The organism is Pedobacter cryophilus (assembly GCF_005116455.1).
GTDB lineage: Bacteria > Bacteroidota > Bacteroidia > Sphingobacteriales > Sphingobacteriaceae > Pseudopedobacter > Pseudopedobacter cryophilum.
On the sequence record NZ_SWBP01000005.1, the window covers coordinates 297811 to 313408 of the forward strand.

A 15598-nucleotide genomic window follows, 5' to 3' on the forward strand; every position below is an offset into this window, starting at 1 on the left:
ATAAACCAATAAGCAAGAATAGATAATTAGCTATTACTGTTTTATTTAAATAATTATTTTGATGAAAAAAGTAAATATTGGCATCATAGGCGGAGGGCTTATGGGTAAAGAATCTGCAAGTGCTTTCGGAAGATGGTTTGCTCTTAATGATTTCCCTGTTTCTGTAGAATTAATTGCTGTTTGCGATCTTAATGAAAAAGTTTTAGAATGGTACAAAGCCATACCAACTGTGAGTTTACTCACTACTAATTATAAAGAATTATTAGCTCGCCCAGATATAGATATAGTTTATGTTGCTTTGCCCCACAACCTTCATCAGCAGTTTTACTTAGAAGTATTAGAATCTGGAAAAGACCTTTTGGCCGAAAAGCCATTCGGAATAGACTTAGAAGCCGCTTTAGCTATACAAGAAGCAGCAGAAAGATTAGGTCGTTTTGTAAGATGCAGCTCAGAAATGCCATTTTTACCAGGTCCGCAAAGAGTAATGAAAGAAGTGCTTTCTGGTAATTTGGGAGAAATTATTGAGATTAAAGCTGGCTTTTTACATTCAAGCGATTTAGATACCTCAAAACCTATCAACTGGAAAAGACAAGTGAAATTTTGCGGTGAAATAGGGGTAATGGGTGATTTAGGAATGCATGTATTGCATGTTCCTTTAAGGTTAGGTTGGAAACCCGAATTGGTTCATGCTAATCTTCAAAAAATAATAACCGAACGTCCAGATGGTAAAGGAGGAATGGCAAAATGCGATACATGGAATAATGCAACATTACACAGCACTGTAGCTATCGAAAATAATGCTGTCCCTATGACATTGGAGATGAAGCGTATTGCTCCAGGTGAAACCAATACTTGGTACATAGAAGTATTGGGAACAAAAGGTGGTGTAAAATATAGTACCAAAGATACCAAAGCATTGTGGATATTTAAAGTAGGAGATGAGCAATGGTGGCAACGTACAGATTTAGGCTTTAAAGGCGTACCTTTTCCAACCATTACAGGTGGCATTTTTGAACCTGGTTTTACCGATTGTTTTATGCAAATGCTAGCTGCTTACGTAGCAGAAAGAGCAGGAGCTTTAAATAATAGATTTGGTTGTGTAACACCAGAAGAAGCAGTAGCAAGTCATTATGTTTTTGCGGCAGCACTTAAATCATTTGCCAACAATACGGTAGAAAAAGTAGAATATCAATTAGAAAAACTATCGATATGAAAAGATCTGCTATAAATAAAGTTATAGGTGCTGCTAAACTATTTTTTAACCAAAACGGTTGGACTTTACCACCATCACCAAGGTGGGACGTTACAGATTTTGGCTTAGACTCATTTTTGGCTTCGGGTTTGGTATTGGTAAATTTAGCAGAAGAAGTAGAATATTGCGAGAAGTTGATGTATGCAGTAAAAAATCAACTTACACCTGCACATACCCATAAAAAGAAGAAAGAAGACATCATTTGCAGAATAGGTAAACTAGTTATTCAATTATGGAGCAAAGATCCGAAAAAAGGAGAATCAGGAGATAGTTTTAATGTTAAAATTAATGGTGTTTTTTGTCTAGTAAAATCAGGAGATACTATTCATCTTTCGGCTGGCGAAAGGGTAACAATTGTGCCGGGTATTTGGCATGCATTTTATCCCTCGTCTGAAGAGTGTATTATTGGCGAAGTTTCTACAGCTAATGATGATTTAAATGATAATTTCTTTTCTGATGCAGAAGTAGGACGTTTTTCTGAAATACTGGAAGATGAACCAGCTATTGTTAAATTAGTAAGCGACAAATAATTTTTATGAGGAAAGGAATATTAGTTGCAGGCAACTGGATCATCGATCAGGTAAAGATAATCGATGTTTATCCTGAAGAAGAAAAACTGGTAAATATTTTTACCGAGTACAATAGCAATGGCGGCTCGGCATATAATGTTTTAAAGGGATTAACAAAGCTAAAGGCTAATTTTCCTTTAAGCGGATTGGGTTTGGTTGGCGATGATGAAAGAGGAAGACAGATTATTGAAGAGTGTGAAGCTTTAAAAATTGACACGCATCAAATCAAGAAAACAACAGCTGCTTATACTTCCTATACTGATGTGATGACGGTGAAATCCACAGGAAAAAGAACCTTTTTTCATCAGCGAGGAGCAAATGCCTTGTTGGATATTGATCATTTTGATTTTGATATTTCGCAAGCAAAAATCTTTCATTTGGGTTATCTATTATTATTAGATAAACTGGATATTATAGAAGAAGATGGAAATACTAGAGCATCAAAAGTGTTGAAAAAAGCAAAAGAACAAGGCTTTATTACTTCTGTGGATATTGTGAGCGAACGTTCTGATCGTTTTAAAGAGATTATACCTTCATCTCTTCCTTACGTTGATTATCTTTTTGTAAACGAATTTGAAGCCGGTATGATTACAGTGATAGAAACGGTTGCAACAAATGGAGAATTAATACTTGATAATTGCTACAAGGCAGCTCACAGAATTATTGAAATGGGCGTTAAAAAATGGGTGATTCTTCATTTTCCTAATGGATGCATTGCAGTGAGTAAGGACGGAGAAGTATTATTTCAGTCTAGTATTCAATTGCCTTCAGATAAAATTGAAGGAGCAGTTGGAGCTGGAGATGCTTTTGCAGCAGGTGTATTAATGGGTATTCATGATGATTGGGAAATGGAACAAAGCCTAAAATTAGGTGTTTGTGTTGCCGCTGCCAGTTTATTTGCTGCAACATCTTCAGATGGCATTTTATCTTCAGAAAAATGCCTTTTATTAGCAGACCAATTCGGATTTAGAAATGAAACTGTAAAAGTTTAATGCTCAGATCTATATCGTAAATGGACGGACAAAAAATTAGTGTAGCATTAAGGTCAATATTTCCAAAAGAAAGAATAAAATCCAGCTTAATAGATTTAGTAGCTTGTGCTTCGGATGCAGGATTTTATTATTTGCGTCCAAAAGCAGTGGTTTTGCCAGTTTCAGAACAAGAAATTATCCAATTGTTTGCCTTTTCGCAACAAAATCACATTCCTCTGGTTTTTCGTACCGCTGGAACAAGTTTATCGGGGCAATCCATTACAGATGGTATTCTGGTAGATTTAAGTCAGCATTGGGATACCATTAAAGTGGAAGGAGAAGGTGCTACCGTGAGGGTAAAACCCGGTGCAATAGGTGCAATTGTGAATGCGCACCTACAAAAGTACCACAAAAAAATAGGCCCCGATCCTGCCAGTATCAATTCGGCAATGATGGGCGGTATCATTTCCAATAATGCCAGCGGAATGTGTTGTGGGGTGTGTAAAAACTCTTACCATACTGTAAAATATATCCGTTTTATTTTACCTAATGGGAAAACTTATAGTACAGAAAAAATAGCTGATTATCAGCGTTTTAAACAGGAATGTTCCGTTGTTTACCATCAATTGCAAAGCTTGCAATTGATGGTAATGGGGAATGTGTCAATCCATGATAAAATCAGGAAGAAATACCTCACTAAAAATACAGTAGGCTATTCTGTAAATGCTTTTATAGATTTTACAGAGCCATTAGATATTCTTGCACACTTGTTAATAGGAGCAGAAGGCACATTGGGTTTTATTGCCGAAGCAGTAATGGAGACCATTCCAGATTATTCAGAGAAATCAACAGCCTTATTGTATTTTACAGATATTTATTCGGCTTGTAAAGCAATTATTCCTTTAAAATATTCGGGAGCAGCAGCTGTAGAATTAATGGATAGAGCTTCATTACATTCAATAGAAAACATGGTAGGCGTTCCGTCTATTATTAAAACCCTCCCAGAAACAGCAGCAGCATTATTAATAGAATATCAGGGAAATACACAAAATGAATTGCAGCTGCAAATAGATGGTTTTTTAACAATAGCGCCACAACTCTCCTTAATTAACGCTGCCGAATTTACCACGGTAAGTTACGAACAGGCTTTATTATGGAAAGTACGCAAAGGGATGTTCCCTGCCGTAGGTGCTGTACGAGCAAGTGGTACAACTGTAATTTTAGAAGATGTGGCTTTCCCGGTAGAAAAACTAGGGGAGGCAATTATCGATTTACAGCAACTTTTCACTAAACATGGTTACCATAAAGCTATTATTTTCGGTCATGCTAAAGATGGGAATATCCATTTCGTAGTTACACAAGCATTTGACACTAAATTAGAAATAGAAAGGTACGCATGTTTTTTAGATGAAGTGGTTGACCTAGTGATAAAAAAATACGATGGCGCTTTAAAAGCGGAACATGGTACCGGACGTAATATGGCGCCATTTGTAGAAACTGAATGGGGCGGAGAAATTTACAAGATTATGAAGTCTGTTAAAGAACTCATAGATCCAGAAAATTTGCTCAATCCAGGTGTGATTATCAATGCAGATAAAGCAGCGCATATCACCAATCTTAAAGAACTTCCACAAGTTGAAGAAGAAGTAGATAGGTGTATGGAGTGTGGCTTTTGCGAACATAAATGCCCAAGTCGTAACGTTACGCTCACTCCAAGAAAACGTATTGTAGTAAGGCGTGAGCTTTTAAACCTAAAGAATAAAGGAAATAAAAAGCAATATCAAACCCTACTCAAGCAATATCAATATGAAGGTTTAGATACCTGTGCAGTAGATGGATTGTGTGCCACAGCCTGCCCAGTAGATATCAATACAGGCGATTTAGTAAAACGCTTGCGCAGAGAAAGTCATTCTGAAATGGCGAATAAAATAGCCCTGCTCACAGCTAAAAACTTTAAAACAGTATCTAAGACTGTGAAATTTGCACTTGCATCGGGTATAATGATGAACAAAACATTCGGCAATAAAACGATGTATCGTGTTACTCACTCGCTCAGAAAAGTAATCTCTGCATTTCCATTATGGTCAAATCAGCTGGCATTAGCAAAAGCTATTCCAAAGCAAAAAGAAGAGCAAGACCCAATTACAACTGTGGTTTATTTTCCCGCTTGTATATCGAGGATAATGGGCGATGTAGAAGAAAGCGAAAAAGGAGTGATGCAGACATTTTTAGATGTTTCTAGCAAAGCAGGCATTCAAGTTGTTATCCCTAGTAATATTGAAAAGCAATGTTGCGGTCAAATTTATTCTTCAAAAGGATTTAAAGGGGCATATAGCTATACGGTAAATGATACCATATCTAAGCTTTGGGAAATCACCAATAAAGGAGCATATTCTGTTGTAATAGATATTAGTTCTTGCACCCAAACATTAAACAACTGTCGACCTGCATTAACTGCAGGTAATAAAGAAAAATTTGATTTAATGCAGATCATCGATAGTGTAGCTTACCTACATGATTATGTGATGCCTAAAGTAATCGTTTCAAAGAAAAAATCTAGGATTGTTTTACATCCCGTATGCTCCTTACAAAAAATGGATGGTTTAGAAAGAAAATTCAATGCTTTGGCTACTCATTTTGCAGATGATGTTACCCAACCTTTATTTGCTGGTTGTTGTGGTATGGCTGGCGATCGTGGTTTCCTTTTTCCAGAATTGACTAAATCAGCAACCCTGTTGGAAAAGAAAGAAGTCTGGTCATCTGGAGAGTTTGATGGTTATTATTCTTCATCAAAAACCTGTGAAATTGCTTTATCAGAAGCATTAGGGAAGAATTACCATTCTATATTGAAATTGGTTGATGAGTGTAGTTTTTAAGGAAATACTTTAAATATGAATGAAATATAAACTTGGTGTCGACATTGGAGGTTGTCATATTGCAGCTACAGTTGTAGATATGGAGAACCGGTCTTTTGTGGAAAGCTCTTATTTTTATTATAAGTTTGAAACCTAATCAAATAATCGATTAAAGGATTGTACTAAAAATCATAATTTAACTAAAAAACTTCACAACTTAGGTTGAGGTTGTGAATCCACGATAATCCTTAAATAGATAGGGATGGTACCACTAATGTAGTTTTTTGGCTTTTTAAGATGAAAGCATAGATGCATTTAATTACTCATGATTTTAAACATTAAAAGTTAAACAAAATTACTTTTGTAGTTGAATAAAATCAAGATGTTTAGTGGTTGAACATGTTGTATTCCAGCTTTTTATGTATTCAAAGTAGAGTCAATTCTTTCAACTTTTTTACTCCACTTTATATTGCCAAATATTGCATATTTTGCCACTATTCAAAAAAAAAAGCCTACAATCATATGATTTGCAGGCTTTTAATAAAGTTTGATACGAGTATCTGCGGAGAAAGAGGGATTCGAACCCTCGGTACCGTTGCCAGTACACCAGCTTTCCAAGCTGGCTCATTCGACCACTCTGACATCTCTCCGGATTTTGAATGGGATGCAAAACTAAGATTTTCTAGTTAATATTTCAGCACTATATCACAAATTTATGATAAACCGTTGGCTTAACATTTAGATGTTTATTTTAGCAGCAAAAAACAATATTATTATGTACGAAGCTTATTTATTCGACCTTAACGGCACCATTATAGACGATATGCAATTTCACGCCAGAGCATGGCATGAAATTTTAACGAAAGACTTAAAGTTTGAAATTACTTTTGACGAAACTATTTTGCAGATGTATGGCAAAAACTCTGAGCTGTTAGAGCGTGTTTTTGGAAAAGGATATTTTACCCAACAGCGAATGGATGAGCTTTCTATGGAAAAAGAACTAAGGTATCAGGCCGCATTTAAACCCCATTTAAAACTAATTGATGGCTTAGGTCAATTCTTAGATAAGGCACATCAAAAGGGCATAAAAATGGCCATCGGATCTGCGGCTATTCCTTTTAATATTGATTTTGTTTTAGATAATTTGAATATCAGAAAGTATTTTCCGGTAATTGTAAGTGCAGAAGATGTGATTTTAAGCAAGCCTCACCCAGAAACTTTTACTAAAGGAGCCGAACTGCTAAATGTGGAGTATGCTAAATGCTTAGTGTTTGAAGATGCCCCAAAAGGTATTGAAGCCGCCCAAAATGCAGGGATGCAAAGCATAGCGCTTACTACTTTGCACCAGCCAGAAGATTTTGTGCAGTATCCCAATATTTTAAAATTTATTACTGATTACCAAGCATTAGATTTACTTTAACTATTAAATATTAGAAAAGCAAGGCTTGTACTACTATCTCCCGATAGTCCCGCCCTCTGCTTTAGTCCCCAATAAAAAATTGGGGCGCTGCCGCTGCCGGTCGGGTTTATTTTACGCAGGTTATTGCTAAAAAGGATGAATTTTAATTCTCAAAAAATTATAAACTAAACCTTTGGTTTTAATTTAAGCAATAAACGCAAATCGTCAAGAATTTGTGATCTCGTATTAAAATTTCTAGAAGCAATAATGAGGGCATTTAAGAGCTATTATTTATCAATTATCATAAATGTTTGATAAATAGGTTTTTAATAGTGTTTGTATGAAGAAAAACATCACTAACTGTTTTCTGGTAATTTACTTAAAAATGTGCAAAATCATCCTTTTACCTGATAAGGTACTGTGGTGTAATTGCATACTTTTACTGTCTAAATAATTTTAAAATGAAAATTTTATTACCAGAAGTAGAACTTATAAACGATTCTTACGGAAAGAATATTTTAAGGTTTCAAAAAAGATTTTGCAGACTTTTTTTAGTAGGAGCTATTTTATTATCAACCTCTATTTCAAGCAATGCAAATGTTTTTACTTTTATTAAAACTGAAAATCATTTCGATTACCAATCACTCCGCGAAAATTTCTTGATAGACGAAAATTGGATATTAGATACTACGGTAAATAATGTGACTTTTTACCATAAGATTATAGATTGCGGAGGAAAGAATGCTGTGTTATTAAAATTCGATAATTTAAATAGCAAAACAGCTTCCATTTCTTTTAAAGAGAGTTTTACCACAAAACAAGTCAAAGAAGGTTTAGACGGTTATTTCGGAGTAAAAGAAATAACCCTTAATACTGGTTTAACTTCTCCAGCAAATTGTGAAGATTTAAATAATCCGAAGTTAATTGTTTTATCCCAGCAAGTAGATCCAACATATTTATCAGATATACTAACTTTTTCTTTTAAAGAAATTAAAGTAGTTCAATTGTAGTCACTCATTATTTTTTAAAATAAGTAAAATGAAAAAAACATACAATAATATTGTTAAAAAATGCTTAGTTTTTATTTTAACTATTGTGTTTTTTGCAGGGATAGCCAGCAGTGTTAAAGCCCAAACAGGAAAAGACAGTAAGGGTAACGATTTCTGGCTTACTTTTCCAGAAAACAACTCAAACAGCGGAACAGCCTATCTTTATATCTCGGGCGAACAAAATACAACAGGTAACGTTTCTGTTCCGGGTTTAAATTTCTCTCAAAATTTTAACGTCACCGTTGGTCAAATTACAACCATAACGTTACCAAATACAGTTTTTTTAGCATTAAGTGCAGCAACAGAAAACAAAGGTATTCATGTTACGGCCGCAAAAGAGGTTACAATTTACGGTATGAACCAAAGATCTGCAACTACAGATGCGTATTTGGGTTTGCCAACAGATGTTTTAGGCTTAGAATATATGGTTATGAGCTACCAAGGTGGCTTTAATGGTGGCCAAATTGGAATAGTTTCTACGGTTAATAATACCACTGTAAGCTTTAAACTTACTGCTACAACCGGTAATTACATAGCTGGTACTACCTACAGTATTAATCTTAATCAAGGGCAAACATTTTATCTAAAAAATACAGCCGATTTAACTGGGTCACTAATTACATCTACTAACCCTGTAGCAGTATTTTCGGGAAATCAATGTGCAAATGTTCCCACTACCAGCTTTGCTTGCGACCATTTAGTTGAGCAAATGACACCAGCAAACACTTGGGGCAAAAATTTTGTTTCTATGCCATTGAAAAATAGAGTTGGAGATACTTATAGATTTTTAGCTGGAACAAATAATACAGTTTTAACCATTAATGGAGTTGTTGTAGCTACCTTAAATAGAGGTCAGTTTTTTGAGAAAATTTATACTCCTGCTTTAAACATTACTGCATCTGAACCAATTTTAGTTGCGCAATACGCAAATGGAACAAGTTACGATAATAAAACTGGTGATCCATTCATGATGTTGGTTTCCCCTTATGAACAATTTCTAGGTGCATATACAATTACAACACCCGCAACTGGCTTCCCTAACAACTATACAAATATTGTTGCTTCTACCGCTGCCGTTGGAACTATTAAATTAGATGGTAATATCATTTCATCAACTTTGTTTTCACCAATAGGAAATTCTGGTTTTTCTGGAGCTCAAATAGATTTAAGTGTTGGAAATCACAATTTAATAAGTAACGGTTTACCATTTGGCGTGTCAGTTTATGGATTTAACAATGCAGATTCTTATGGCTATCCTGCTGGGTCATCTTACTCACCTATAGCTACCGTTTCAACATTAGATATTACTCCAAAGGTTGGAAGTTTTATAAAGGGATCAAACAATTGTATTTCTGCTAAGGTGTTAGACCAATTTAATAATCCTGTTGAAGGTGTTAGAGTAGATTTTTCAATAGTAGGAGTCAATAGTTCTAATTCCGGATTTGCTAATTCTGATGTAAATGGAAATGCTGTTTTCTGTTACACAGGAAATAATTCTGGTACTGATGTAATTACCGCTTCTATTGGAACATTAAATTCAGTTTCAAATGTAGTTTGGCTACCAAATGCAACTGCGCTAAACTTTGATGGTCAAAATGATAGAGTAATTTTATCAAATCCAACCGTTGCTAACTTACAAACTTTCACGTTTGAGGGTTGGGTAAAATGGAATGGAACAGATAACGGGGCAATTTATGCCGAGGGAAATACAGGTTCAGATAACCCAATGTTTTCTATTATCCCAAGAAGCGTTGAAAATGGAGGTTTAGAAATCGTTTTAAGAAATTCATCAGCAGTTGGTTTAGTTATTCAACCTGCTGCGGGTAGAATCCCAACCAATGTTTGGACCCACGTTGCATTCGTAAGAACTTCAGCAACAACTGCACAGGTTTATATCAACGGTGTAAAAACAGACGATTTAACATTTGCTGACCCTGGAAACATTAGTGTTAATACAGCTCATATTGGTGTTCGTCAACGTACTGGTTTCGATAGCTTTTTTAGTGGAAATATAGATGAGGTTCGTATATGGAACAGAGCATTATGCCAAGGAGAAATTCAAAATAATTTAAATAACGAGTTAGGTGCGGGTCAAACTGGTTTATTGGCTTATTACAAAATGAACCAAGGTTTTGTTGGAAATAACAATTCTACTGTAAACACTTTAACAGATTTAAGTGGAAATAACAGGACAGGGTCTTTATTGAATTTTGCTTTAACTGGCACTACTTCTAACTGGGCAGCTGGTACCGTTACAGGTACAGCTCCAACATTTATAGCTCCCGTAGCTACAATTACAGCTAACGGACCTTTAACGTTTTCTTTATCTCAATCAGTAGTTTTATCAGCAAATACTGGTTCTGGTTTAACTTATCAATGGACAAAAGACGGAATCAATATTCCATCTGCAACATTGGCAAATTATACAGCTAATTTATCTGGAAGTTACAACGTTATTGTTCGCCAAAACGGATGTACTAGTTTAGCAACTCCTGTTACAGTTGCGGTAGTTGATGATGTTGCACCTCTCGTAAAAGTTAAAGATATTACTGTATTTTTAAATCAAGCAGGAACAGCGTCAATTACACCACAGTCAATTGATAATGGTTCGAGCGATAATTCTGGTAGTGTATCTTTAAATATTGATAAAAGTACATTTGATTGCTCAGATTTATTGGCTAAAAATGAAGCTACGATAGTTTCAGATGCATCATGGAAACAATCAACCTATGCAACTTCAACCCCACAACCATTTATTTCTGTGGTTAGCCAACTTCCAGCTAAGAGTACGTATACTTTAGCTTCAAACACACAAAATCCATATAATCAAGCTGGATTTTTCAAGCCTGCAATACCTGGTGCTGGTAGCATAAGATCTTTTGACGGATTGAAATTTTTTAGAAATGACTTTGTGTTAACAGGTCGCCCACAATCATTAAGGTTAAGAGCGAGAGTAGATAATGTAATGGAAATTTTCATCAATGGAGTTTCTATTGGTAGAGAGGATGATTTTGATGTATTAAATTTTAGCAATACTGCATATCATGATTTGTTTATAGATAATAATGGCGTAACAAATGGTTACCAAAACGGAATGCAATTTGATTTTGTTACTTCTCAATCTATTTTAGATTTATTAAAAGAAGGACCTAATGAAATTGTATTTGCCATTGGTAATGCAAATACTGCAAATGATGATGGTGGTTTTATGGTTAGAATGGATGCGGTGGCAGATGGAGTACCAGTTGTCTTAACAGCAACAGATGCAAGTGGAAATAGCTCAAATTCTACAGCTTTTGTAGTTGTAAAAGATAATTTGGCGCCAGTAATTGCTAGCAAACCAATATCTGTTACTTTAACAACTTCTGGTACAGTAAGTATTACTCCTCAAGATGTTGTTTTATCAGGAACTGATAATTGCAGCCCTGTAATTACTTATACATTAAGCAGAAATGCATTTAGCGCAGCAGACGTTACTAATAGTCCAGTAACAGTTCAATTAACAGGAACAGATGCAAGCGGAAACTTTAGTACAGTGCCGGTTTCTGTAACAGTAATTGATCCAGTACCAGTTGTAATTACGCAAAACATTACAGTTGCTTTAGATGCAAACGGAAATGCAACCATTACACCACAACAAGTTGATAATGGTTCTAGCTCAGTAGTGGGATTATTATTAGAAGGAGGTTTAGTATTAGATAAAACTACTTTTGATTGCTCAAACATTGGAGCAAACACAGTGAAATTAACCGCAACTAGTACTTTAGGAAGTACAGCTTTTGCTACTGCAACAGTAACAGTAGAAGATAAAATTGCGCCATCTCAGCCTATTTTGGCTGATTTAACAGGTCAATGTGAGGTAATTGTAACCTCAATTCCAACCACTTTGGATAATTGTAAAGCGGTAGTAACTGGGACAACAACAAATCCTTTAACCTACACCTCTCAAGGAAATTATGTAATTACATGGAGTTTTAACGATGGAAATGGAAACATTACTACTGCTACTCAAAATGTGATTGTTAAGGATGATATTAAACCTGTTTTTGCAGCCATTAATAATATTTCTGTAAATACATCCGCAGCATCTTGTGATGCGGTTGTGACTGTACCAGTACCAGTAGCAACAGATAATTGCGAATCAACAGGTAATGCTTTGAAATTTGATGGGGTTAATGATTACGTTTCTATTCCAAGAAGCGTTTCTGGAAATTTCACTATCGAATATTGGATGAAAACTACACAAGTTGGTCCTAATTCAACAGGTAGTCAGTGGTATCAAGGTATAGGAATTGTAGATGCTGAAGTTGGTGGAGTAACTAATGATTTTGGTACTGCATTATTAGGAAACAGAATTGCTTTTGGTGTTGGAAATCCCGATAGAACAATATTTTCAACTGTTCCTGTTAACACGGGAAATTGGGTTCATATTGCCGCTACAAGAAATCAAGTTAACGGGCAAATTCAACTTTATGTAAACGGAGTTTTACAATCAACAGGTACCGGTTCTACTAATCTTTTAGCTCAACCATCAAGAATATTGCTTGGTTTAATGCAAACAGGTGCTAATGGTTTTTATAACGGTTCATTAACAAATCTTCGTTTATGGAATACGGTTAGATCAGCGTCACAAATCGCAGCTAACATGAATGCATCAGTTGCTGGTCAAACTGGTTTGGTTGCCAATTATGGATTTAATCAAGGTGTAGCTAACGGAAATAACTCAGGAATTACCTCTTTAGTTAATGATGCTTCAAGTTCACTTAATGGAACTTTAAATGGATTTACTTTAACTGGTACTAATTCTAATTGGGTTAGTGGAGTTTCTTCATCATCAGTTACTTTAACCAATAATAAAACCAATACTTCAAATGCTTCTGGTATTTTCCCAATTGGGCCAACAGTTATTACTTGGACAGCAACTGATGCTGTAGGAAATCAAACAACTATTCAACAAACTGTTACCGTAATTGACTCCATCAAACCAATCGTAATCACACAAAACGCAACAATCCAATTAGATGCAGCCGGAAATGCGAGCATTACCGCAGCAGACATCAATAACGGAAGTACAGATAATTGTGCGATTGCTACCATAGTTTTAGATAAAACAACTTTTACAGGAGCCAACATTGGAACTAATATAGTTACTCTTACTGTGTCAGATGTAAATGGAAATGTATCATCAGCAATATCAACAGTTACAGTTGAGGACAAAATTGCACCAATTTTCACTTCAACACAAGTAAATGTAGTAGTTGCTTTAGATGCGATTAACGGAACGGCAACATTAACTGATTATTCAGGTTTTGCTACAGCAACTGATAATTCAGGTTTGCCAGTTTTAATTACACAATCTCCAGCTGTTGGAACTGCATTGGTACAAAATGTGCCTTTAACAGTTACTTTAACAGCAACGGATGCTTCTGGTAATTTAAAAACTCAAACATTTACAGTAACAGCAACAGATCAAACTGCTCCGGTAGCGTTGGCACAGAATATTACGGTTCAATTAGATGCTACAGGAAATGCAGTAATCACGCCACAACAAGTAGATAATGGTTCAACAGATAATGTTGGAATTGTTAATTACGTCTTAAATAAGACTGCTTTCAACTGTGAGAATGTATCAGGAAATACAATTTTAGATGTTTATGCTTACAAGGCTAATAGAGTATCAGGAACTCAGAACTGGCAAGGAGCTTTAGGAAACGATTTTAGGGTTAATAATCCTAACGGAATTGTTATAAATAAATTAGGTGCTTTTGATGATAATCAAAATGGAATATTTGGTTCATTATCAGGGGGCAGCATTAGAGTTGCTATATTTAATAGACAAACTCAAACTATAGTTCCAGGCTTAGACGTAATGATTTCAGGAACAAATCAGCCTTTAATTAATGGTTTTAGAATGAGAACTATTAGTGAAGTAGTATTAATGCCAGGAGATTATTCAGTAGTTGCTCTTGGTTTCAATGGCAATGAAAGAAATGGTAATTTCCTTGTGCCTTTATCTACCATTAACGACGGAAATGGGTCTATAACTTTCCAAGGAACGGGAAGATATACAAATTCTGGATTTTCTTATCCAACTATCATTGATGGAGGACCGGTTAATAGATATGATGCAGGAACTTTTAGCTACTCTGTAATAAATGGAAGCGAAGTTACTTTAACAGTAACGGATGCTTCTGGAAATGCTTCATCTGCAAAAGCAGTCGTAACTGTAGAAGATAATATCAAACCAATCGTTTTAATACAAAACGCAACTATCCAATTAGATGCAGCCGGAAATGCGAGCATCACGGCAGCAGCTATTAATAATGGAAGTTTAGACAATTGTGCTATTGCAACAGTTGTTTTAGATAAAACTTCTTTCACTTGTGAGAACGTTGGAGCAAACACAGTGACCTTAACAGTAACTGATGTAAACGGAAACGTATCAAGTGCAACAGCAGTGGTAACGGTTGAAGACAAGATTGCACCAATCGTGTTAACGCAAAACATAACGATACAATTAGATGCAGCAGGTAATGCAAGCATCACCGCAGCAGAGATCAACAATGGAAGTACAGACAACTGTGCGATTGCAAGTGTTGTTTTAGACAAAACTTCTTTCACTTGTGAGCAAGTTGGCGTAAACACTGTGACTTTAACAGTAACAGATGTAAACGGAAATGTATCAACAGCAACAGGCTTAGTAACGGTAGAAGATAACATCAAACCAATCGTAATCACACAAAACGCAACAATCCAATTAGATGCAGCTGGAAATGCAAGCATTACCGCAGCAGAGATCAACAACGGAAGTACAGATAATTGTGCGATTGCAACAGTTGTTTTAGATCAAACAGCTTTCAATTGTGAGCAAGTTGGAGTAAACACTGTGACTTTAACAGTAACAGATGTAAACGGAAACGTATCAACAGCAACAGCTGTCGTAACGGTAGAAGATAACATCAAACCAATCGTAATCACACAAAACGCAACCATCCAATTAGATGCAGCCGGAAATGCAAGCATTACAGCTGTAGCTATCAACAACGGAAGTACAGATAATTGTGCGATTGCAACAATCGTATTAAGCAAAACAGCTTTTGATTGTAGCAATGTTGGAGCAAACACCGTGACTTTAACCGTAACAGATGTAAACGGAAACGTATCAACAGCAACAGCGGTAGTAACTGTTGTAGATGCAATTGCACCAATCATTACCCAATTAGCTTTCCAAGAAATTTGTTTTGTAGCCAGTAACACTTATAGCTTACCTACTTTAACAGCAACAGATAATTGCAGCGTTGCTAGTGTGAATTATGTATTGAGCGGAGCAACCAGCAGAATAGGAACAGGAACAGATGCAAGTGGAACTTTAAACACAGGTTTAACCACCATAAGCTGGACAGTTACAGATGTAAATGGAAACGTAAGCACATCAAGCAATGATATCCGCATTTGGCCATTACCAGTATTAAGTATTACGCCAAGCAATGCAGATGCATTCTG

The 15598-nt window shown here is 35.7% G+C and carries 7 protein-coding genes and 1 tRNA gene; 7 read left to right on the forward strand and 1 reads right to left on the reverse strand.

The annotated features are described in order from the left end of the window. Nucleotides 1–61: 61 nt before the first annotated feature. From FA046_RS14485 to FA046_RS14500, 4 genes are read left to right on the forward strand one after another with little or no spacing between them, the layout of a single operon-like run. Entirely contained in the window at nucleotides 62–1213 is a 1152-nt protein-coding gene (locus tag FA046_RS14485; protein ID WP_136827251.1) for a Gfo/Idh/MocA family protein, read from the forward strand. Then, on the forward strand, nucleotides 1210–1782 hold the full coding sequence (locus FA046_RS14490) for a D-lyxose/D-mannose family sugar isomerase (RefSeq protein ID WP_136827252.1): 573 nt from the start codon (nucleotides 1210–1212) through the stop codon (nucleotides 1780–1782). The genes FA046_RS14485 and FA046_RS14490 overlap by 4 nt, the downstream gene beginning before the upstream one ends. Before the next feature lie 5 nt (nucleotides 1783–1787). Beyond that, nucleotides 1788–2813 (forward strand): carbohydrate kinase family protein, encoded by a 1026-nt coding sequence (locus FA046_RS14495; RefSeq protein WP_136827253.1) that lies wholly within the window; start codon nucleotides 1788–1790, stop codon nucleotides 2811–2813. A gap of 20 nt (nucleotides 2814–2833) precedes the next feature. Next, entirely contained in the window at nucleotides 2834–5668 is a 2835-nt protein-coding gene (locus tag FA046_RS14500; RefSeq protein ID WP_136827254.1) for an FAD-binding and (Fe-S)-binding domain-containing protein, read from the forward strand. A gap of 542 nt (nucleotides 5669–6210) precedes the next feature. Here the strand turns inward: FA046_RS14500 and FA046_RS14505 are convergent. Next, nucleotides 6211–6297, reverse strand: a tRNA-Ser gene (locus tag FA046_RS14505). A 92-nt stretch (nucleotides 6298–6389) separates the two neighbouring features. On the opposite strand from FA046_RS14505, the gene FA046_RS14510 reads away from it, so the two are divergent. The 3 genes from FA046_RS14510 to FA046_RS14520 all read left to right on the forward strand — a co-directional run. Continuing rightward, nucleotides 6390–7067 (forward strand): HAD family hydrolase, encoded by a 678-nt coding sequence (locus tag FA046_RS14510; protein WP_225870934.1) that lies wholly within the window; start codon nucleotides 6390–6392, stop codon nucleotides 7065–7067. 440 nt (nucleotides 7068–7507) lie between these two features. Beyond that, nucleotides 7508–8056, forward strand: coding sequence for a hypothetical protein (locus tag FA046_RS14515; protein WP_136827255.1), 549 nt, complete (start codon nucleotides 7508–7510; stop codon nucleotides 8054–8056). Between the two features lie 28 nt (nucleotides 8057–8084). Beyond that, the coding region (locus FA046_RS14520; protein WP_205943666.1) for a LamG-like jellyroll fold domain-containing protein at nucleotides 8085–15598 on the forward strand (7514 nt) is incomplete at its 3' end.

Coding starts and splice junctions, on each gene's coding strand:
- FA046_RS14510 (WP_225870934.1), top strand. CDS start 6,390: ATGTTTATTTTAGCAGCAAAAAACAATATTATTATGTACGAAGCTTAT.
- FA046_RS14500 (WP_136827254.1), top strand. CDS start 2,834: ATGGACGGACAAAAAATTAGTGTAGCATTAAGGTCAATATTTCCAAAA.
- FA046_RS14515 (WP_136827255.1), top strand. CDS start 7,508: ATGAAAATTTTATTACCAGAAGTAGAACTTATAAACGATTCTTACGGA.
- FA046_RS14490 (WP_136827252.1), top strand. CDS start 1,210: ATGAAAAGATCTGCTATAAATAAAGTTATAGGTGCTGCTAAACTATTT.
- FA046_RS14495 (WP_136827253.1), top strand. CDS start 1,788: ATGAGGAAAGGAATATTAGTTGCAGGCAACTGGATCATCGATCAGGTA.
- FA046_RS14485 (WP_136827251.1), top strand. CDS start 62: ATGAAAAAAGTAAATATTGGCATCATAGGCGGAGGGCTTATGGGTAAA.